The sequence below is a fragment of the Billgrantia saliphila genome, assembly GCF_002930105.1.
GTDB lineage: Bacteria > Pseudomonadota > Gammaproteobacteria > Pseudomonadales > Halomonadaceae > Halomonas > Halomonas saliphila.
This window is the reverse complement of record NZ_PJRN01000005.1, coordinates 166,107-186,111: the sequence shown is the minus strand read 5'-3', so window position 1 is coordinate 186,111 and position 20,005 is coordinate 166,107. Positions and strand designations below refer to the sequence as shown.

The following is a 20,005-nucleotide window of genomic DNA, read 5'->3' as shown; positions in this document are numbered from 1 at the left end:
GCCGCGAGCGCTCCCGGCACACAGGTTTCATTTGCAGGTTTTTGAGAGGAACCAAGATGAGCGGACGTATCGTACAAATCATCGGCGCGGTGATTGACGTAGAGTTTCCGCGGGACGATGTTCCCAAGGTCTACGACGCGCTGAAAGTCTCGGAAGTCGAGACCGTGCTTGAAACCCAGCAGCAGTTGGGTGACGGCGTGGTGCGCACCATCGCCATGGGCTCTACCGAGGGGCTCAAGCGTGGCATGCAGGTCGCCAATACCGGTGCCGCCATTTCCGTGCCCGTTGGCAAGGAGACCCTGGGTCGCATCATGAACGTGCTCGGTGAGCCGATCGACGAGGCTGGCGACATCGGTGAGCAGGAGCGTATGCCGATCCACCGCAAGCCCCCGACCTATGCCGAGCAGGCGGCTTCCAACGAGCTGCTCGAGACCGGCATCAAGGTGATCGATCTGGTCTGCCCGTTCGCCAAGGGCGGCAAGGTCGGCCTGTTCGGCGGCGCCGGCGTGGGCAAAACGGTCAACATGATGGAGCTGATCCGCAACATCGCCACCGAGCACAGCGGTTACTCCGTGTTCGCCGGTGTGGGTGAGCGGACGCGTGAAGGTAACGACTTCTATCACGAGATGACCGAGTCCAACGTCATCGACAAGGTGTCGCTGGTCTACGGCCAGATGAACGAGCCGCCGGGCAACCGTCTGCGCGTCGCTCTGACCGGCCTGACCATCGCCGAGAAGTTCCGCGATGAGGGCCGCGACGTGCTGCTGTTCGTCGACAACATCTACCGTTATACCCTGGCCGGTACCGAGGTATCCGCACTGCTGGGCCGCATGCCCTCCGCGGTGGGCTACCAGCCGACCCTGGCCGAGGAGATGGGCGTCCTGCAGGAGCGCATCACTTCCACCAAGACCGGCTCGATCACTTCAGTGCAGGCGGTCTACGTTCCCGCGGACGACCTGACCGACCCGTCGCCGGCCACTACCTTCTCGCACCTGGATGCCACCGTGGTACTGGCGCGCTCCATCGCCGAGCTGGGTATCTATCCGGCCATCGATCCGCTGGACTCCACCTCGCGTCAGCTCGACCCGCTGGTCGTCGGCGAGGAGCACTACAACACCGCACGCGGTGTACAGAACGTGCTGCAGCGCTACAAGGAGCTCAAGGACATCATCGCGATCCTGGGCATGGACGAACTGTCCGACGAGGACAAGCTCGCCGTGTCACGGGCGCGTAAGATCCAGCGCTTCCTGTCGCAGCCGTTCTTCGTCGCCGAAGTCTTCACCGGCTCTCCGGGCAAGTACGTGCCGCTGAAGGAGACCATCCGCGGTTTCCAGGGCATCCTAGACGGCGAGTACGACAACCTGCCCGAGCAGGCCTTCTACATGGTGGGCAGCATCGACGAAGCCGTCGAGAAAGCCAACCAGATGAAGTAATCCCGTCCACTGGGGGACTTCGCTATGGCGAAAAGCTTCACATGCAATATCGTCAGCGCCGAGGCCTCGATCTTCTCCGGTGAAGTCGAGCAGATCGTGGCTTCGGGCATCATGGGCGACCTGGGCATCCTGCCCGGGCACGCTCCGCTGCTGACCGAGCTGCAGCCGGGCCCCGTTCGCGTGATTCACGATGGCGGGCAGGAAGAGAACTACTACGTGTCAGGCGGCTTCCTCGAAGTGCAGCCGGACGTGGTGACCGTGCTGGCCGATTCGGCAGCGCGGGCGAGCGATCTCGACGAGGCCGCTGCCGAGGAGGCCCGCCAGCATGCGCTGCGAGCCTTCAACGAGAAATCGGCGGAAATGGACTATACCCGCGCCGCCGCCGATCTCGCGGAAGCCGTGGCTCAGCTGCGGACGATCCAGCAATTGCGCAAGAAGGGCGGCAGGGGCTGATCCCACCGTCGCCTGCTGCGACAGCGCCCCCCGAAGCCACTTCGGGGGGCGTTTTCGTCTCTGTTATCATGCAGCCATCGGCCTCGGAGTGCCCGAGCCATACACGCCACCTCGTCGTGCCAGGAGCGGCTAGCGGTGAGGGAGAGCCAGGAGAGAGCCCATGTCGCTGAGCGAACCGCTGCAGGAGCACAAGGAAACGCTGCTGACCGCCCTCGAGCAGGAACAGCGCGAGCGTCTTGACGAACTGCTCCCTGAGCTGCGCGCCGCGGATCTCTCCGAAATCCTCGAGGAGCTGGTCGAGGAAGATGATGACCTGGCCAGTGTGCTGCGCCTGCTCGACTGCCTGCCGCTGGAGCGGCGGGCCAACGTGCTCGGCTATCTACCCGGTGAGGTGCAGCTCGAAGTCGCCCAGTCGATGTCCGACGAACTGCTGCTCTCGGTGCTGGAGGAGATGGGCTCGGACGAACGCGCCGACCTGTTCAACCTGCTCGACGAGGATCGCCAGGAGGTATTGCTGCGTCGCATGGCGCGCCAGGAGCGCGAGGACCTCAAGCGGCTGGCGAGCTACGAGGAGGGAACCGCAGGGGCGATCATGACCTCGGATTACGTGGCCATTCCCAGCGGGATGACCGTCTCCCAGGCCATGATGCGGGTGCGGCAGACGGCACCGGACGCCGAGACGGTTTACCAACTCTACGTGATCGACGCCGAGGGCAAACTGGCCGGCACCATGTCGCTGCGCCAGCTGATGGTGGCGCGCCCCGGGGCCAGGGTCGACGACTTGATGATCAAGGACGTGATCAGCATTCCGGTCGACGAGGCGCAGGAGGAGGTGGCCCGCCTGGTGGCGCGCTACGACCTGCTGGCCATGCCGGTGATCGATCCTGACGAAAGGCTGGTGGGGATCGTCACCCATGACGATGCCATGGACGTGGTCGAATCCGAAGCTACCGAGGATTTCCACAAGGGCATGTCCATCGGCCAGCTCGAGGACGGCGTCAGCCGGGTGCCGCTCTGGAGCCTCTACCGCAAGCGCGTGACCTGGCTGGTGCTGCTGGTGTTCGCCAATCTCTTTTCCGGCGCCGGCATCGCCTACTTCGAGGACACCATCGCCGCCCAGGTGGCGCTGGTGTTCTTCCTGCCGCTGCTGATCGGCAGCGGCGGCAATGCCGGCGCCCAGGCGGCGACGCTGATGGTGCGCGGCATGGCCACCGGCGACGTGGGCGTCAAGGACTGGGGCAAGCTGCTCGGTCGCGAGCTGTTGGTGGCGGGCTCGCTGGGCCTGACCATGGCGCTGGCGGTGGCGCCCATCGGCGTGATGCGCGGCGGCGAGGCGGTGGCCATGGTGGTCGCCGCCAGCATGGTCGTCATCGTGCTGTTCGGTAGCCTGCTGGGCATGTGCCTGCCGTTCGTTCTCAACCGCGTCGGCTGGGACCCGGCCACGGCGTCGGCTCCATTGGTAACGACCCTCATCGATGCCAGTGGCGTGCTGATCTATTTCACCATCGCCACGGCGGTGCTGACCGGGGCATAGTCCTCGCGTCACGCTTGCGCCTGCTGAAGCTCGCGTCCAGCTCTGCGGTGAGTGCCGCTCGACCGGCATGGGACCGCACGTTGACGTCGAACGGCGACAGGCCGCGAAGCCGTTGAACGAGCCACTGTCGTCATCGTGAGACGGCGGACAAGCGGCGATGGTCCGTGTATCCTCTCTGCGTTCCTTTCCGTGCGCGCCGCTTTGGCGCGGCGCGAGATGCTTGCCGTCAGGAGAAATGCCATATGGATTGGCTTCAGGTCGTCGTGCTGTCCGTGATCCAGGGGTTGACCGAGTTCCTGCCGATTTCCAGCTCCGCCCACCTGATTCTGGTACCGGTTCTCACTGACTGGACCGACCAGGGACTGATCTTCGATGTCGCCATGCACCTGGGCAGCCTGATGGCCGTGGTGATCTACTTCCGTGACGACCTGCAGCGCATGGCGGTCAGTTGGGCCGGTTCGCTGGGAGGAGCGCTGCGTCTCCAGGTAAAAGATCCCGATGCCCGCCTCGCTTGGTGGGTATTGCTGGCAACTATTCCGGTATGCGTGGCCGGCCTCGCCTTTCACGATGTGATCGAATTCGGCATGCGTTCACCGGTGCTGATCGGCGTCAGCCTGATCGGCTTCGGCCTGCTGCTAGGCTACGCCGACTGGCGCAAGCGAGCGGGGCGCGATGAATACCAGCTCATGCTGCGCGATGCCATGATCATCGGCCTTGCCCAGGCACTGGCGCTGATTCCGGGCACGTCACGCTCCGGCATCACCATCACCGCAGCGCTGCTGCTGGGCATGAGCCGCGAGGGGGCGGCGCGCTTCTCGTTTCTGCTCTCGATCCCGGTCACCGCGCTGGCGGCCGGGCTTGAGATCGTCGGGCTGATGCAGGTCCCGCAGGCTATCGACTGGCCGGCGATGGGCGTCGGGGTGCTGCTGTCGGGAGTCAGCGCCTATCTCTGCATTCACTACTTCATTGCCTTCATCAAGCGGATCGGCATGCAACCCTTCGTCTTCTACCGTGTCGTTCTCGGGCTGTGGCTGCTGTGGATCTTCGCCTAGTCATGCCACACGGAGTCTGGAGCCTGCTACCATGAGTTTCGTCCTGCGTCTCGCCGTCATCGCCATGCTGTGCCTGGGGCTGTTCGCTGGCTGTTCCGAGAGCGAGCGCCCGCTGGATTCGCCGGTACGCCTCGAGGGCGACATTTTCGGTTCCTTCTATCAGGTCACCATTGCCGACCCTTTGACACAAGGGCGAGCCCAAGAGTTGGAAGCGGGGCTGCTCGAGGTGCTGGAGCAGGTGGATGTCGCCATGTCGGTCTACCGCGATGACTCGGAACTGATGGCCTTCAACCAGGCACCGATTGGCGAATGGCAGCCTCTCTCCAATGAGCTGATCGAAGTGTTGGCGATCAGTCAGGCGGTGGCCGAGGCCAGCGGTGGGGCCTTCGACGTCACCGTGGGCGGTCTGGTCAACCTGTGGAGTTTTGGCTCCGAGGCGCGTCCGCGGGAGATTCCCGACGACGAGACATTGCGTCAACGACTGGCCCAGGTCGGCCCCGACAGCATCGAGATCGATGTCGACGAGCTGCAGGCGCGACGGGTTCGCGATGTCTTCGTCAATCTCGGCGGCGTGGCCAAGGGCCATGCCACCGATCGCGTGGCTGCCTATCTCGACGCCCAGGCAATCGAGCACTACCTGGTCAACCTGGGGGGCGATCTGATCGTCCGCGGCTTTCGCGACGGCGAACGGCAGTCTTGGCGCATCGGCATCGAGGCGCCGCTCGACGACCGCCAGGAGGCGACCCATATCGTGCCGCTGCACGACATTTCGGTGGCTACCTCGGGCGATTACCGCAACTATTTCGAGGAAGACGGCAAGCGTTACTCGCATACCATCGATCCGCGCACGGGTCGCCCGATCGAGCATCGCGTGGCTTCGGTGACCGTGGCACACCCCTCCAACGCCTGGGCCGACGCCTGGGCCACGGCGATGATGGTGTTGGGAGAAGAAGAGGGGTTGGCGCTGGCGCGAGGGCAGGATCTTCGAGTGTTGATGCTGGTGCGCGAAGATAATGGCTGGAACAGTATGGCGAGCCCCGCCTTCGTCGAGTATTTCGGTGAGTCGCTCGCCGAGGAGATGGAGCTGGAGGTGCGCTGAGCGTCGCGTCGAAACGCCGCGTGCGACACCATCATGACGAAACGGGCGAGCCGTCGCGCTCCCTGTGTTGGACCCAAGCGAATGGACAAGGAGGCTTCGATGACCCTCGATGTGGTGATTCTGGCGGCCGGGCAGGGCACGCGAATGCGCTCGACACTGCCCAAGGTACTGCATCGTCTGGCCGGCAAGCCGATGGTTCGTCACGTGCTCGACACTGCCCGGCAGCTCGAGGCGGATCGGTTGCACGTGGTGGTCGGCCACGGCGCCGAGCGGGTGCGAGAGGCGCTCGACGACACTCCGGTACGCTTCGCTCTGCAGGCCGAACAGAAGGGTACCGGCCATGCGGTGGCCCAGGCTCTGGAAGGGCTGGGCGACGGCAAGGTGCTGGTGCTGTATGGCGACGTCCCGTTGATCCGGCGCGACACCTTGGCGACGCTGCTCGCCCAAGTCGACGAGTCGCGTATGGGACTGCTCACCGTGATGCTCGACGACCCCACCGGCTACGGACGCATCGTGCGCGACGCAGCGGGAGAAGCGGTGGCGATCGTCGAGCAGAAGGACGCCGGCGCGGAAGAGCTGGCGATTCACGAGTGCAATACCGGTATCATGGCCATGACGGCGAAGCAGCTGCGCCGTTGGCTGCCGCGGCTCTCCGCCGACAATGCCCAGGGTGAGTATTACCTCACCGACGTGATCGCCATGGCTGCCGCCGATGGGGTGGCAATCGCCACGGCACAGCCGGCCGATCCGCTCGAGGTGGAGGGGATCAACAACCGACAGCAGATGGCCCGGCTCGAACGTGCGTACCAGGCGCGCATCGCCGAGGCGCTGATGAGAGAAGGGGTGGCGTTGCTCGATCCGGCACGCCTAGACGTGCGCGGGCGTCTGACTTGCGGCCACGACGTCGAGATCGACGTGGGCTGCGTGTTCGAAGGCGAGGTGGAGCTCGGCGAGGGGGTGCGCATCGGTCCCCACTGCGTGATTCGCGACAGCCGAATCGGCGCGGAAACCGTGATAGAGGCCCACAGCGTGATCGAGGGGACCGTGGCGGCCGGCCTCAACCGCATCGGCCCCTTCGCCCGGCTGCGCCCAGGGACGCGGTTGGCGCCGAGCGCCCGGGTGGGCAACTTCGTCGAGACCAAGAACGCGGAGGTCGGCGAGGGGAGCAAGATCAATCACCTCAGCTATGTGGGCGATGCGCGGCTGGGGCGCGACGTCAACGTCGGCGCCGGTACCATCACTTGCAACTACGACGGTGCCAACAAGCACCGTACCGACATCGGCGATGGAGCCTTCATCGGCTCCAACACCGCCCTGGTGGCGCCGGTCAGTGTCGGTCGTGGCGCCACCGTCGGTGCCGGTTCGACCATCAGCAAGGACGTGGCCGACAATGCCCTGGCCGTCTCTCGTGGACGTCAGGTCAGCAAGCCCGACTGGCCGCGTCCGACCAAGACCCGGGATCACTGAACCCAAGCAGCGCGAGGAATCGTCATGTGTGGAATCGTCGGCGCCGTCACTGGGCGCAATGTGGAAGGTATCCTGCTCGAGGGACTGCGGCGGCTCGAATACCGCGGCTACGATTCGGCCGGCATGGCGGTTCTGTCACCTCAGGGAGCGCTGCAGCGCAGCCGGGCGATGGGCAAGGTGGCCGCGCTGGAGACTCGGCTTGAGAGCGAACCCTTGCCGGGTCGATGCGGCATCGCCCACACCCGTTGGGCCACCCATGGCCGGCCCAGCGAGGAAAATGCGCATCCGCACCAGTCAGGCGACCGGCTGGCCCTGGTGCACAACGGCATCATCGAAAATCATGAGTCGCTGCGTCGCGAGCTGCAGACGGCGGGCTACGGCTTCGCTTCAGAGACCGATACCGAGGTCGTGGCGCACCTGATCGATCAGGAGTTTCGCCGTGGCGGCGGCCTATTGGCCGCGGTGCAGCGCGTGCTGGCGCGACTCGAGGGTGCCTATGCCCTGGCGGTGCTGCATGCCGACGAACCCGACACCATCGTCGGCGCGCGCAAGGGCAGCCCGCTGGTGGTGGGGGTCGGCATCGATGAGGCTTTCCTCGGCTCGGACCCGCTGGCGCTGCTGCAGGTCACCGATCGTTTCGTCTACCTGCAGGAGGGTGACGTGGTGCGTCTCTCAGGCGGTGGACGCATCGATGTCTTCGACGCTCGCGGCGAGACGATGAATCGTCCGGTACAGACTTTCGAGCACGGCGACGGGGCGGCCAGCAAGGGCGACTATCGCCACTTCATGCTTAAGGAAATCTTCGAGCAGCCCGAGGTGATCGCTGCCACGCTCGAGGGGCGACTGGGCGAGCGTTCGGTGCCGGCGGAGACTTTCGGACCCGACGCCGAGGCGCTGTTCGAGCGAGCGAAGCAGATCCATATCGTCGCCTGCGGCACGAGCTTTCACGCCGGGCTGGTGGCGCGCTACTGGCTCGAGCGCTACGCCGGCGTACCGGTACAGGTGGAAGTCGCCTCCGAGTATCGCTACCGCACGGTAGTGGTTCCCGAAGATACCCTGTTCGTGACCCTGTCGCAGTCGGGCGAGACGGCCGATACCCTGGCGGCGCTTCGCTTCGCGCGCGAACAGGGCTATCTCGGCAGCGTGGCGATCTGCAACGTGCCGGGCAGCTCGTTGGTGCGTGAATCCGACCTGACCTTGATGACTCAGGCCGGGCCGGAAATCGGCGTCGCCTCGACCAAGGCCTTCACCACGCAGCTCACCGCGCTGATGCTGCTGACGCTGGCATTGGGGCGGGTCAAGGGACTCGATAGCGGAACCCAGGCAGAGCTGGTCGCCGCCCTGCGCGAGCTGCCGAAGCGGGTTTCCCAGGTACTTGGTCTGGACGGCGAGATCGAGGCGCTGTCGACGGCTTTCGCCGAAAAGCACCATGCACTGTTCCTCGGTCGCGGTGCGCACTTCCCCATCGCATTGGAGGGAGCACTCAAGCTCAAGGAAATCTCCTACATCCATGCCGAGGCGTACCCCGCCGGCGAACTCAAGCACGGTCCGCTGGCGCTGGTCGACAGCGAGATGCCGGTGATCTCGGTAGCGCCCAACGACGAGCTGCTGGACAAACTGAAATCCAACCTGCAGGAAGTGCGAGCCCGCGGCGGAGAGCTGTTTGTATTCGCCGACGAGCGGGTGGGTATCGAGGCGCAAGAGGGGGTTCACGTCCTGTTTCTGCCCCATGTGCACGACGCCCTGGCGCCGATCCTGTATACAGTGCCCCTGCAACTGCTGAGCTACCATGTGGCGGTGCTCAAGGGCACCGACGTGGATCAGCCGCGCAATCTGGCCAAGTCGGTGACGGTGGAGTGAAGACTTCGTCGATACTGTCTGTAGGTGATTTCTGAAAAGAGTGCCGGACGATAGCCAGGCAGGACGGAAATCGGGTAAAAGACGAAACTTGTGAGCGCTCAATGAGCCATTTCGGCCGATTATAAGCGGTGTAAGGCTGAGCTGAGGCAATTCCGCATTTGCCCGGCTCGATTTTTCGGCAGCAGCGTGCACGGCATGCTGCTGCCGATTTCGTTTGGACAGATACCAAAAAAAGGGCTTCGACGTGGGGAAAGGGAAGGAATTGAAACGGGGCCGATGGAAATCGGTGATTCCCGTTCTGGTGGCGCTGGTCGTTGCGATAGCGCTGGGAACGCCCTACTGGGTTGGGCAACAGGTCGAGAAGCGATATGCCGACTACCTGAGGCAACTCGAGGCGTTTGGCTATCTTCGGGTAGAGAATGTCGCGTACGAGCGCGGCTGGCTATCGGCACGGGCTAGCTACGAGCTGGTCATGGACCAAGAGCTTGAACGTGCGTATGCGCAGATGCTCGGCTCCCTCATGACGCAAGAGATCGCGGGAGAGCCGCTGCGAATCGGCGTGACTGATCGCATCTCGCATGGTCCTTTTACGGGCAGCCTGGCCAACGTGGAGGGACGTCTCGAAACTTCGGGTTGGACGTTCGAACAACTGATGATCCTCGAAGAAGAGCGGCCGTCCTCTCATTACGACGCCAGCATCGGTTTCGATCGGGTGATTCGAGGCGAATGGCGGCCTTTCGAAATGACGCTGAGTGCCGGGCCTATGCTCAGCGATGCCGGCATCGATTTGCGCTACGTCGCCGATTACCGAGGCGGCGATTTCCGTTACGACCCCGGCACGGGCGAGTACCGCAGCAGCACCCGCATGGGACCGTCCCGGTTGGTGGAGCCCACCGCCGTGCATACCTTTACGGGCTCGACCGGGAATTTCACCGCCCGTTTCCCCGATGGCGTGCTGCGTGAGCTCAAGTTTCACTCGCAGGAAAGCGCCATGGTGTCGGAGAGTCGCGAACCGGAGCCAACGGGCGAGTCGCGTGTCGAAGGGCAAACCGTTGATATCGCCCTTCACTTCGATCCCGAGGGGCGTTTCGAACGTCTCGCTTCTCATGTGGGGATGGAGGGTTTCGAAGCGACGGAGCCCGATTTCCATATGACGACGGATGCTATGGGATTCGACCTTGCCGCCACTCGTCAGCATGGCAATACCTGGTATGGCGAATTGGGCTTTGATATCGACGGCCTGGCGATGCGACAGGGGAGAGGACCGAGGATATCGGCTCAGACGATGCACTTCCAAGTGGGAGTGCAGCCGGAGAGTGAAGAGACCTTCAAGATGGTGACGCTGACGGCATCGAACGATCTCCTCGTTCATGGCATGGAGGAGGGGCTGAGCTTTCACGTCGAGACCAGCTACGGGCAGTTGCGCCGCGCCGGCTATGACACGCTCTGGGATCTGGTCTACGAGGCGATAGAGAACGCCGGAGTCGACGATCCGGAAGCGCTGCTGGCAATCTTCGGGCGCATGGAGCAGACCGGAGGAATGCTGATGGGGGATCGCTCCGCTCTCAGCCTCAGGCCGGTGTCGTTCAGCATGGGCGAGGCCGGTGCCGACCTGGAGCTGGACGCCGAACTCGCGCCTCATGCGTTCGCCGAGTTGGGTAAGCGGGCGCTGCTTCTGCCGGAGAATCGGTTGGAACTGAGCGCAAACGTTTCCGCCTCGTTGCTGCACAAGGTGGCGCGCGAGTCGATTCGCCAGCAATACAGTGGCCAGGTCACAGGAAGCGAACTCGACACGCTGGCCAAGGAGATGGTGACCGGTCAACTGCAGGAGATGCTGGAGCATGGCATCGTTCGTCGTGAAGGGGACGATCACTACAGCATGCATGCAAAATGGCAGAGCGGTGCACTCCTGCTGAACGGCGAACCGGCCGATTGGCTACTGTCCCTGTTCTGAGCGGAAGGTAGGCCTGGCGCATCGGGCGGACGCGAACTGCCGCTGCAGGGGGTGCGCTAGGCGATAATGGAACGGCAGCGCCAGCCAGGCGGCGCTTTGGCAACTTTTCGACAGCGACGTGACAATCATGTCTCGATTGTTTCTGGGCCTGCCCATGTGGGCCAACCCCGAGTGGTGCGGCTCGCTCTACCCGCCCTATGCCGGCCAGGAGGGCTGGTTGGCCGACTATGCCCGCGTATTCTCGGCCGTGGAGGGAAATACCACTTTCTATAGCGGTGCGCCCAAGCCGCAGACCGTAACCGCCTGGTCACGTCAGGCGCCGCCGAACTTCCGCTTCTGTTTCAAACTGCCTGCCGAACTCACTCATGTTCGGCGTTTGCGCGAGATCCAAGCTCCCCTGGATGCCTTTCTCGAGGCGCTGGCACCACTCCACGATCGACTGGGCCCTATGCTCGTACAGTTGCCGCGGGATTTCGGCCCCGACGGGCTGCCCCGGCTCGAGGCGTTGCTAGAACGTTGGCCCTCTGGCTTGCCCTGTGCGGTCGAAGTGCGTCACCCCGAATTTTTCCACAAAGGGGTGGCCGAGACGGCACTGAACCGGCTGTTGATAACTCACGGTGTCAATCGCGCGATGCTCGACGTCAGGCCGCTTTTCTCGACCCCCGCCATTGGCCTGCCGGACCTGGCTCAAGCCCAGCAAGAAAAACCGAGATGCCCATTACACGTGATTTCCACGGCAGATCAGCCGCTGGTTCGTTTCATCGGCCACCTCGATGAATCGATCAATCGGCACTACTTTCAGCCTTGGATAGCACGGCTAAAACTGTGGATAACTCAGGGGAAAACCCCTTTTTTATTTGTGCATACCGCGAATAACCGAAAGGCGCCGGAGCTGGCCAGATGCCTGTACGAGGCACTGTCCCAGGAAGTTGGCTTGCCACCACTCGATGATTTCGCCGGCGAGCGCCAGGCCCCGCTCTTCTGAGCCGCATCGCTGGTCTTCTAGCGTTTGATCGGATAGATTTGCCGACATTCGGGTGGAAAACCACGCGATCTGCTGTGTTTTCCACCTTGAGAGAGATCAACGACCAGTTACACAACAATAGGTGATTTCATGTCGAAACTCGTACATGCACAATGGTCATCGAAGATGACCTTCGTGCTCGCGGCCGCTGGCTCGGCGGTAGGGCTGGGCAATATCTGGAAGTTTCCCTACATGGTGGGTGAGAGCGGGGGGGCAGCCTTCGTCCTGGTCTACCTGCTCTGCATCGCGGTTATCGGCTTGCCTATCCTGGTGGCGGAATGGCTGATCGGCCGGCGCGGGCAAGAGAATCCGATCAATGCCATGTCCGATCTCGCTCGACGTGGCGGTCACCTGCCGGTCTGGATACTGGTGGGTGTCAGTGGCGTGGTCGGCGCCTTCCTTATCCTTTCCTTCTATAGCGTGATCGGCGGCTGGTCGCTCTCCTATACGTTGGGCTCGATCACCGGGACGTTCAGTGGTCAGGATGCCGAGGGCGTCGGTGGCGTCTTCACCGGCATGCTGGCCAGCCCCGGGGTACTGCTGCTGTGGCACACCCTCTTTATGGTGCTGGTGATCGGTATCGTGGCGCGCGGCGTGACCAAGGGGCTCGAAGGGGCGGTACGCACCATGATGCCGGCACTGGTGATCCTGATGCTGATCCTGGTGGGCTACGGCATGACCACCGGTCACTTCGGCGAGGCGCTCTCCTTCATGTTCCGTCCCGATTGGGGCGCGATCAACGGTGAGGTGGTGCTGGCGGCCATGGGACAGGCCTTTTTCACCCTCTCGCTGGGCATGGGCATCATGATGGCTTACGGCTCCTACCTGGGCGAGGAGGTCAACCTGCTCAGTACCGCGCGGACGGTCATCCTTCTCGATACCGGCATCGCGCTGCTGGCAGGTCTGGCGATTTTTCCCATCGTGTTCGCCAACGGCCTCGACCTCGCTTCCGGCCCCGGGCTGATCTTCGTCACGCTGCCGCTGGCCTTTGGCAACATGGCCGGCGGTACCCTGCTCGGCCTGATGTTCTTCCTGCTGCTGACGTTTGCCGCCCTGACCTCGGCCATTTCACTGCTGGAACCGGTGGTGGAATTCGTCGAGGAGCGCACGCCGCTTTCGCGCGTCGTGGCGACGTTGATTAGCGGGGTCGCGGTGTGGGCACTGGGCATTCTCGCCCTGCTCTCGTTCAACGTGCTGGGAGATGTCCTGATTTTCGGACTCAACGTGTTCGACCTGCTGGACACCTTCACCAGCAAGATTCTGCTGCCCCTGACGGGCCTCGGTGCGATTCTGTTCGTCGCCTGGTGCCTGGATCGCCAGAGCGTAGCCGCCGAACTCAACCTCTCCGGCGGCGGCGAGTCGCTGTGGCTCGTGGTGGCGCGCTACGTGGCACCGCTGGGCGTGGTCGCGGTATTCCTGCACTCATTGCTGGGGTAGGGCACCCGCCAGGCCCCGGCTACCGGGGCCTGCGCTTGTCGCTAACGGCCGCCTGCGGGCGGCCGTTCAGTGCCTTTCGTCCTCGGTCAGATCGGCAATATTCCGTTCCAGCTGTTTGAACTCGTTGTGCAGCTCGATGCCGCGGCGGGCGCGAAGGTTGCGCTGGGCGGCGCTGCGGGAGCGTTTTTCGTGCTCGGCAACGTTGATGCTCATGAAGATATCGAGAAGTTCGTTCTTGACGGAAGTGACCCGTTCGACCTTACGCATGATCGACTCCTTCTTCTGTGCCTGTTCTTCTTACACAGCAAGATGCATTCACAGCATCTTTACTATACCTCACTTGACAAAATCGTGACGAAGCGGTCTTTCCACGCTTTACGGGTGAAATTCCCCATGCGAGGCGGTATGAGGCATACTGAGTTTCAGCTTCGTTAACCAAGGAGTTCAGCGTGAGTCGCGCCCTGTTCGATGAAATGAGACGCCGTATGGAGCACTTTCGACGCTCCGAGCAGAAGGTGGCGCGCTTCGTGCTGCGTAATCCCGATGAAGTGATCCACATGCGTATCGTCGACCTGGCCACCGAAGCCAAGGTCAGCGAACCGACTGTGGTGCGCTTCTGCCGGGCGCTGGGTTGCAACGGCTTCCAGGATTTCAAGCTCAAGCTGGCGCAGATGCTGGCGTCGGGCAGTCAGTTCGCCCAGTTCTCGATGAACGACGACGACTCAGTCGCGGAATTCTCCCAGAGCATCTTCGATTCCACGGTGGGGACCCTGCTGTCGGTGCGCGATCGGCTCGACAACGATGCCTTGAGTCGGGCGATCCAGGCGCTGGCCATGGCCAATCGGGTAGAGTTCTACGGCTTCGGCGCTTCCGGCGCGGTGGCCTTCGACGCCCAGCACAAGTTCTTCCGCCTGCAGATCTCCACCGCGGCCTATGCCGACCCGCACATGCAGAACATGTCGGCAGTGACGCTCAAGGAGGGTGACGTGGTCGTGGCGATTTCCCAGACCGGGCGTACCCGAGCACTGGTCGCCAGCGTGCGACTGGCGCGCGAGGCCGGCGCCACGGTGATCGGCCTGTGTCCCAGTGGGTCGCCGCTGTCCGAGGAAGTGACGCTGCCGCTGTACATCGACGTGCACGAGGACACCGAGATCTACACGCCTATGAGCTCGCGCATCGCCCATCTGGTACTGGTCGACGTGCTCGCCGTGGGTGTGGCCAAGACCCGCGGGCCGAAGCTCGCCGAGCAGCTAAAGGCGGTAAAGAAGAGCCTGACGCCGTTGCGGTTTCCGGAACAGGAAGGCAAGCCTTGAGGAAAGGCTGATTTATTGCTGCGCTCGATATCCTGGCCGCCGGCGGTGCTCGCTCTCCTCATGTAGCAGGCTACACTCCGGGAGCTGCGCTCCGGCGGCGACCAGCCTCTCATCGCTCGCGACATAAATCAGCTCTTTTTTAGATAAATCAATTGTTTATAGATCGAAGGGGCGCCGACAGAACAACCGCGAACTATAACCGCCGTCGTGTAACGCTGCTCGCAGCCCGGATCAGCTGAGCACAATATGCTAAGCTGGGCGATCAATCTTCCAGCGGCAGTACCCTTCCCATGGATGACGTCACGGCGATTCTCGATCAGTTGAATCCGGCTCAGCGCGAAGCGGTAAGCGCGCCCCAGGGCAACATGCTGGTGCTGGCCGGAGCCGGCTCGGGCAAGACCCGAGTGCTGGTGCACCGCATCGCCTGGCTGATGCAGGCCGAAGGGCTGTCGCCCTACGCGGTGCTGGCGGTGACCTTTACCAACAAGGCGGCGCGCGAAATGCGCACTCGCCTCGAGGCGCTGCTGGGGCTGTCGCTGCGCAATGTCTGGGTCGGTACCTTCCACTCCATTGCCCATCGCCTGCTGCGCACCCACTGGCAGGATGCGCGGCTGCCGCAGCACTTCCAGATCATCGACAGCGACGATCAGCTTCGGCTGATCAAGCGGCTGCTCAAGGAGTACCAGGTCGACGACGAACGCTTTCCGCCGCGGCAGGTGCAGTACTTCATCTCCGGCTGCAAGGAGGAGGGGCTGCGGCCGCATCAGGTCGACACCGACGGTGATGCCTATCTGGCCCAGATGGTCGAACTCTACGAGCGCTACCAGCTCACCTGCGAGCGCGGCGGGCTGGTCGACTTCGGCGAGCTGCTGCTTCGGAGTCTGGAACTCTTGCGCGACACACCGGCACTGCTGGCCCATTATCAGGAGCGCTTCGCCCACGTGCTGGTCGACGAGTTTCAGGATACCAACACCCTGCAGTACGCCTGGCTCAAGCTGCTCACCGGGATGAGAACGCCGATGACCGTGGTCGGGGACGACGACCAATCGATCTACGGCTGGCGTGGGGCGCGCATCGAGAACATTCGCCGCTTCGAGCAAGAATTCGCCAAGACGCGCACCGTGCGGCTGGAACAGAACTACCGTTCCACCAGCGCGATCCTCGACGCCGCCAACGCCCTGATCAGCCACAACGCCGAGCGCATGGGCAAGGAGCTGTGGACGGCCGGGGCGCGCGGCGAGCCGATCTCGGTCTATGCCGGCTTCAATGACCTGGACGAGGCGCGCTTTATCGTCGACTCCATCAAGGAGAAGGTCGACGAGGGCCATCGCCGCCGCGACGTGGCCATCCTCTACCGCTCCAATGCCCAGTCGCGGGTGCTCGAGGAAACATTGATTCGCCAGGGCATGCCCTACCGCATTTATGGCGGCCAACGCTTCTACGAGCGTCTCGAGATCAAGAACGCCCTGGCTTATCTGCGCCTGTTGCTCAACCGCGACGACGACGCCTCGCTGGAGCGCATCGTCAACGTGCCGCCCCGCGGAATCGGCACGCGCACGGTGGAGCAGCTGCGCGAGCGCGCCCGACTAGCCGGCGTGTCGCTATGGCAGGCGCTCCACGACGGCCTCAGCGACGGTGCGCTGAAGGGGCGTGCCGGAGCGGCGCTGCAGGCCTTCGCCGACCTGATCGAACGTCTCGACAACGATACCGCCGGCTTGTCGCTCCACGAGATCATCGCCCATGTGAACGAGGCTTCAGGTCTCGTCGAACATCACCAGAGCGAGAAGGGCGAGAAGGGCCAGGCGCGGGTCGAGAACCTGGAAGAGCTGATCAACGCCGCACGCGCCTTCACCCAGGGCGAGTCCTTCGATCCGCCCGAGGCGGGCGAGGGGGCGGTAGCGCTGGAGGGCTTCCTGGCCGAGGCGGCGCTCAACGCCGGCGAGCATGAGGCCGACGAGTTCGAGGACAGCGTACAGCTGATGACGCTGCACTCGGCCAAGGGGCTGGAGTTCCCGGTGGTGTTCATCGCCGGTGTCGAGGAGGGGCTGTTCCCGCACAAGATGTCGCTGGAGGAACCCGGCCGCCTCGAGGAGGAGCGTCGTCTCTGCTATGTGGGCCTGACCCGGGCCATGCGCAAGCTCTACCTCACCTACGCCGAGATACGCCGGCTGCACGGCAAGGAGACCTTTCAGCGGGCGTCGCGTTTTCTGCGCGAGATTCCGGCCGAGTACCTGGAGGAGGTGCGCCTGCGCGGCCAGATCTCGCGCCCGGTGACGACCGCCCGGCCGGCGGTGGGGCTGTCACGCCAGACCAGCGTCGATCCCGGGGGCGACCTGCCCAGCCTGAACCTTGGCCAGCGCGTGCATCACCCGGTTTTCGGCGAAGGCGTGATTCTCAATGCCGAGGGAGAAGGGGAACGCGCCCGGGTTCAGGTCAGCTTCGAAGGCGAGGGCGACAAGTGGCTGGTGCTGGGCTTTGCCAAGCTCACCCCGCTGTGAGCTTCGTTCGAACGCGCTGCGGCACATTATTCGATATGCGGCCCTGGGCACGTTGACCTCTACGTCAATTGGTCGGCTTGCCGGTTAAATCGTCCTTGCCGCATACTCACGAGCGACACACCGCGTGACACGACGCGGCTCAGAACAATTCACACCGGAGTCATGCTCGCCATGCAACGCCGACACTTTCTCAAGAACACCCTCAAGACCGCCGGCCTGGGGGCCGCTGGCATCGCCGCCGCGCCCTTCGTCTCTACCGCCAAGGCGCAGGAGACAATCACCTGGAACATGGTCACTTCCTGGCCGACCAATTTTCCGGCCCTGGGTACGGGCGCCAACGAGTTCGCTCAGCGTATCGAACAGCTTTCCAACGGCCGCATGCGCGTTCGCGTTCATGGTGCCGGCGAACTGGTGCCGCCACTCGAGGTGTTCGACGCGGTGGCTGCCGGCACCGCCGAGATGGGCCATTCCGCCTCTTACTACTGGCGTGGCAAGGTGGCAGCCTCGCAGTTCTTCACCGCCGTGCCCTTCGGCATGAACACCGTCGAAACCAACGCCTGGCTCTACCATGGCGGCGGTCAGGAGCTGTGGGACGAAATCTACGCCAAGCACAACCTCAAGCCGTTCCCGGTAGGCAATACCGGCACCCAGCCCGGCGGCTGGTTCAAGAAAGAGATCAATTCCCTCGACGACCTTCAGGGCCTCAAGCTGCGTCTGCCGGGCCTGGCAGGCGAGGCGATGAACCGTATCGGTGTGACGACCGTCAACATGCCGGGCGGTGAGATCTTCACCTCGATGCAGACCGGCGTACTCGATGCCGCCGACTGGGTTAGCCCCTACAACGATCTGGCCTTCGGCCTGCATCAGGTCGCGGACTACTACTACACCTCGTCCTGGAACGAGCCGTCGGCGGTGCTCGAGGGAACCGTCAATCTGGATGCCTGGAACGCGCTTCCCGACGATCTCAAGGCGGTGGTAACCGAGGCGGCACGGGCTTCCAACCTGGCGATGTACAGCGAGTTCATCTATCGCAATGCCCAGGCGCTGGAGACCCTGGTGGAAGAGCACGGCGTGCAGCTGCGCACCTTCCCGCAGGACGTCATGGAGGCTCTCTACGAGGCGTCTCAGACGGTCATTCAGGAGCAAGTGGAGAACGATCCCGATTCGGCCAAGGTCTACGAATCCTATGTCGCCTTCCAGCGGCTGGTTCGCGCCTCCAACGATGCCGGTGAGTTCGCCTATCTCAAGGCCCGTGACAGCATCGTCAACTGACGCCGGTCCGTCCTGCATCGAGACGAGGGCGCCGTTAGGCGCCCTCGTTGCGTTGGGTCGGGGCAGTCGGTCAACCCGTCTGCCGGACGGCGCGAATACGTCCCTTGTCGTCGAGCGCCACCATCACGAAGCGGGCTTCGGTGACCTTGTGCAGTTCGCTGGTCTCGCGTTCGTGGGGCTGACGAATCCACACCTCGACGTCGATCTTGACCGAGCTGTGGCCGATCTCGCGCACGGCGGTGAAGATATGCACCATCGAACCGACGCGCACCGGACACAGGAAGTCCATGGTCTCGATGGCCACGGTGGCGGTACGACCGCGCGCTTCGCGACCGGCGGCCAGCTCGGCGGCCTGATCCATATGGCGTACTAGCCAGCCGCCGGGAATATCGCCGTAGAGGTTGGTATCCTGGCGGTTGGCCAGTAACTTGAATGTCAAATGGCCTTGGGGGGCTGGCACGTCGTCGAGGTCGGTCATGGCGTTTTTGTCGGCTCGGCTTGTTGTTGTGGCGGTCATACGGCACTGCAGCACGGCTGCAGTGCGCCATCTTAAACGCCAAGCGGTTGTCTCACCAGCACCGTGATGATCCCCTGCATGGCACATTCCCGCCCGCCGTGGGGGCGGATTCGCTTCCTAGCGACAGGAGTTTCGGATGACGATCCAGGGCAAATGGAGATGGCCTCGCGCATGCCTGGCGGCGCTGTGGTTGTCGCTGCCGGCCTCGGCCGCTGCCGACGAGCCGGTGGGGACTCTCGGCATGGTGGGGTCCGATACCATGGCGGGACTGATGCTGCGCTGGGGCGAACAACTTGCCGCGCGTCATCCGGGCATTCGCCTGCAGCTGCAGGCCAGCGGGTCGGCCAGTGCCCCACCCGCGCTGGCGGCGGGCACCACGCGAATCGGGCCCATGTCGCGTCCCATGCGTGACCACGAGCGCACCGCCTTCATCGAGGAACACGGCTATCCGCCGGTGGAACTGGAGGTGGCGCGCGATGCCCTGGTGGTGATCGTGCATCGTCACAATCCGCTGGAATTCCTGAGCCTGGCGCAGGTCGACGCCATCTTCTCGCGTACGCGACGGTGTGGTGCCGAACGCGAACTTGACCGCTGGGAGCGGCTGGGCGTCGAGACGATCGAGGGACGCATCGAACTGCATGGTCGCAATTCGGCTTCCGGCAGCTATGGGCTGTTTCGCCAGCGTGCCCTGTGCGGTGGCGAGTATCGCCGCCGCCTCAATGAGCATCCCGGTGCGGCGGCGGTGGTGGCGGCGGTGACCGAGAACCCCGAGGGGATCGGCTACGCCGGGCTCAACCATTTGACGCCTGGCGTCAAGGCGCTGGCGTTGGAGGTGAACGGCAATCGCTATCGCCCCGACGCCGAGCGTGTGCGTCAGGGCGACTATCCGCTGAGTCGTTCGCTCTACCTGTATGCCAACCTGCCGCCCGGCGAGGCCTTGTCGGGCCCGGAGCGGGCCCTGCTCGAACTGATCCTGTCACCTGAAGGGCAGGCCACTGTGAGCGAGCTGGGTTTCGTCGCGCTGTCGGGCGAAGCGCTGGCGCAGCAGCGCCGCCGGCTGGGGCTTGATACGTCGCCGTAGCCATGTCATCC

The 20,005-nt window shown here is 63.7% G+C and carries 16 protein-coding genes; 14 read left to right on the top strand and 2 right to left on the bottom strand.

Annotation, left to right across the window (positions count from 1 at the left end):
- The first annotated feature begins 56 nt into the window (after positions 1-56).
- The 10 genes from atpD (at position 57) to CYJ07_RS07770 (ending at position 13,313) form a co-directional block, all read left to right on the top strand.
- Entirely contained in the window at positions 57-1,433 is a 1,377-nt protein-coding gene (gene atpD / locus CYJ07_RS07815; RefSeq protein WP_104203117.1) for a F0F1 ATP synthase subunit beta, read from the top strand.
- A gap of 24 nt (positions 1,434-1,457) precedes the next feature.
- Positions 1,458-1,886: a F0F1 ATP synthase subunit epsilon gene (locus CYJ07_RS07810; RefSeq protein ID WP_104203116.1), complete on the top strand. Its 429-nt coding sequence runs from the start codon at positions 1,458-1,460 to the stop codon at positions 1,884-1,886.
- 160 nt (positions 1,887-2,046) lie between these two features.
- Complete coding sequence (gene mgtE / locus CYJ07_RS07805; protein ID WP_104203115.1) at positions 2,047-3,420, top strand: magnesium transporter; 1,374 nt, start codon at positions 2,047-2,049, stop codon at positions 3,418-3,420.
- Between the two features lie 242 nt (positions 3,421-3,662).
- Positions 3,663-4,472 carry an undecaprenyl-diphosphate phosphatase gene (locus CYJ07_RS07800; RefSeq protein ID WP_104203114.1) on the top strand — a complete coding sequence of 270 codons (810 nt, stop codon included), beginning with the start codon at positions 3,663-3,665 and terminating at the stop codon, positions 4,470-4,472.
- A gap of 31 nt (positions 4,473-4,503) precedes the next feature.
- A complete protein-coding gene (locus CYJ07_RS07795) occupies positions 4,504-5,571 on the top strand; it encodes an FAD:protein FMN transferase (protein ID WP_104203113.1) in 1,068 nt (355 codons plus the stop codon).
- A 99-nt stretch (positions 5,572-5,670) separates the two neighbouring features.
- The gene (gene glmU, locus CYJ07_RS07790) at positions 5,671-7,038 is read left to right on the top strand and encodes a bifunctional UDP-N-acetylglucosamine diphosphorylase/glucosamine-1-phosphate N-acetyltransferase GlmU (protein ID WP_104203112.1); all 1,368 of its coding nucleotides are present in this window, start codon (positions 5,671-5,673) and stop codon (positions 7,036-7,038) included.
- Positions 7,039-7,062: 24 nt separating this feature from the next.
- Entirely contained in the window at positions 7,063-8,898 is a 1,836-nt protein-coding gene (gene glmS / locus CYJ07_RS07785) for a glutamine--fructose-6-phosphate transaminase (isomerizing) (protein ID WP_104203111.1), read from the top strand.
- 286 nt (positions 8,899-9,184) lie between these two features.
- Positions 9,185-10,852 (top strand): DUF945 family protein, encoded by a 1,668-nt coding sequence (locus CYJ07_RS07780; RefSeq protein ID WP_197038288.1) that lies wholly within the window; start codon positions 9,185-9,187, stop codon positions 10,850-10,852.
- Between the two features lie 127 nt (positions 10,853-10,979).
- Positions 10,980-11,837 carry a DUF72 domain-containing protein gene (locus tag CYJ07_RS07775; RefSeq protein WP_422666951.1) on the top strand — a complete coding sequence of 286 codons (858 nt, stop codon included), beginning with the start codon at positions 10,980-10,982 and terminating at the stop codon, positions 11,835-11,837.
- Positions 11,838-11,966: 129 nt separating this feature from the next.
- Positions 11,967-13,313: a sodium-dependent transporter gene (locus CYJ07_RS07770; protein ID WP_104203109.1), complete on the top strand. Its 1,347-nt coding sequence runs from the start codon at positions 11,967-11,969 to the stop codon at positions 13,311-13,313.
- A gap of 66 nt (positions 13,314-13,379) precedes the next feature.
- Here CYJ07_RS07770 and CYJ07_RS07765 read toward each other — a convergent pair whose 3' ends face one another.
- The gene (locus CYJ07_RS07765; protein ID WP_104203108.1) at positions 13,380-13,580 is read right to left on the bottom strand and encodes a PA3496 family putative envelope integrity protein; all 201 of its coding nucleotides are present in this window, start codon (positions 13,578-13,580) and stop codon (positions 13,380-13,382) included.
- Between the two features lie 182 nt (positions 13,581-13,762).
- Between CYJ07_RS07765 and hexR the strand changes: the two genes are divergently transcribed.
- The 3 genes from hexR (at position 13,763) to CYJ07_RS07750 (ending at position 18,396) form a co-directional block, all read left to right on the top strand.
- On the top strand, positions 13,763-14,626 hold the full coding sequence (hexR, locus tag CYJ07_RS07760; protein ID WP_104203107.1) for a transcriptional regulator HexR: 864 nt from the start codon (positions 13,763-13,765) through the stop codon (positions 14,624-14,626).
- 290 nt (positions 14,627-14,916) lie between these two features.
- Positions 14,917-17,124, top strand: a complete 2,208-nt coding sequence (gene uvrD, locus CYJ07_RS07755; protein ID WP_104203106.1) for a DNA helicase II — start codon at positions 14,917-14,919, stop codon at positions 17,122-17,124.
- A gap of 171 nt (positions 17,125-17,295) precedes the next feature.
- Positions 17,296-18,396 (top strand): TRAP transporter substrate-binding protein, encoded by a 1,101-nt coding sequence (locus tag CYJ07_RS07750; protein ID WP_104203194.1) that lies wholly within the window; start codon positions 17,296-17,298, stop codon positions 18,394-18,396.
- Between the two features lie 70 nt (positions 18,397-18,466).
- Here the strand turns inward: CYJ07_RS07750 and CYJ07_RS07745 are convergent, their stop codons facing one another.
- A complete protein-coding gene (locus tag CYJ07_RS07745; protein ID WP_104203105.1) occupies positions 18,467-18,874 on the bottom strand; it encodes an acyl-CoA thioesterase in 408 nt (135 codons plus the stop codon).
- Between the two features lie 175 nt (positions 18,875-19,049).
- Here CYJ07_RS07745 and CYJ07_RS07740 point away from each other — a divergent pair, with 175 nt between their 5' ends.
- Complete coding sequence (locus tag CYJ07_RS07740; RefSeq protein WP_104203104.1) at positions 19,050-19,994, top strand: phosphate ABC transporter substrate-binding protein; 945 nt, start codon at positions 19,050-19,052, stop codon at positions 19,992-19,994.
- Positions 19,995-20,005: the final 11 nt, after the last annotated feature.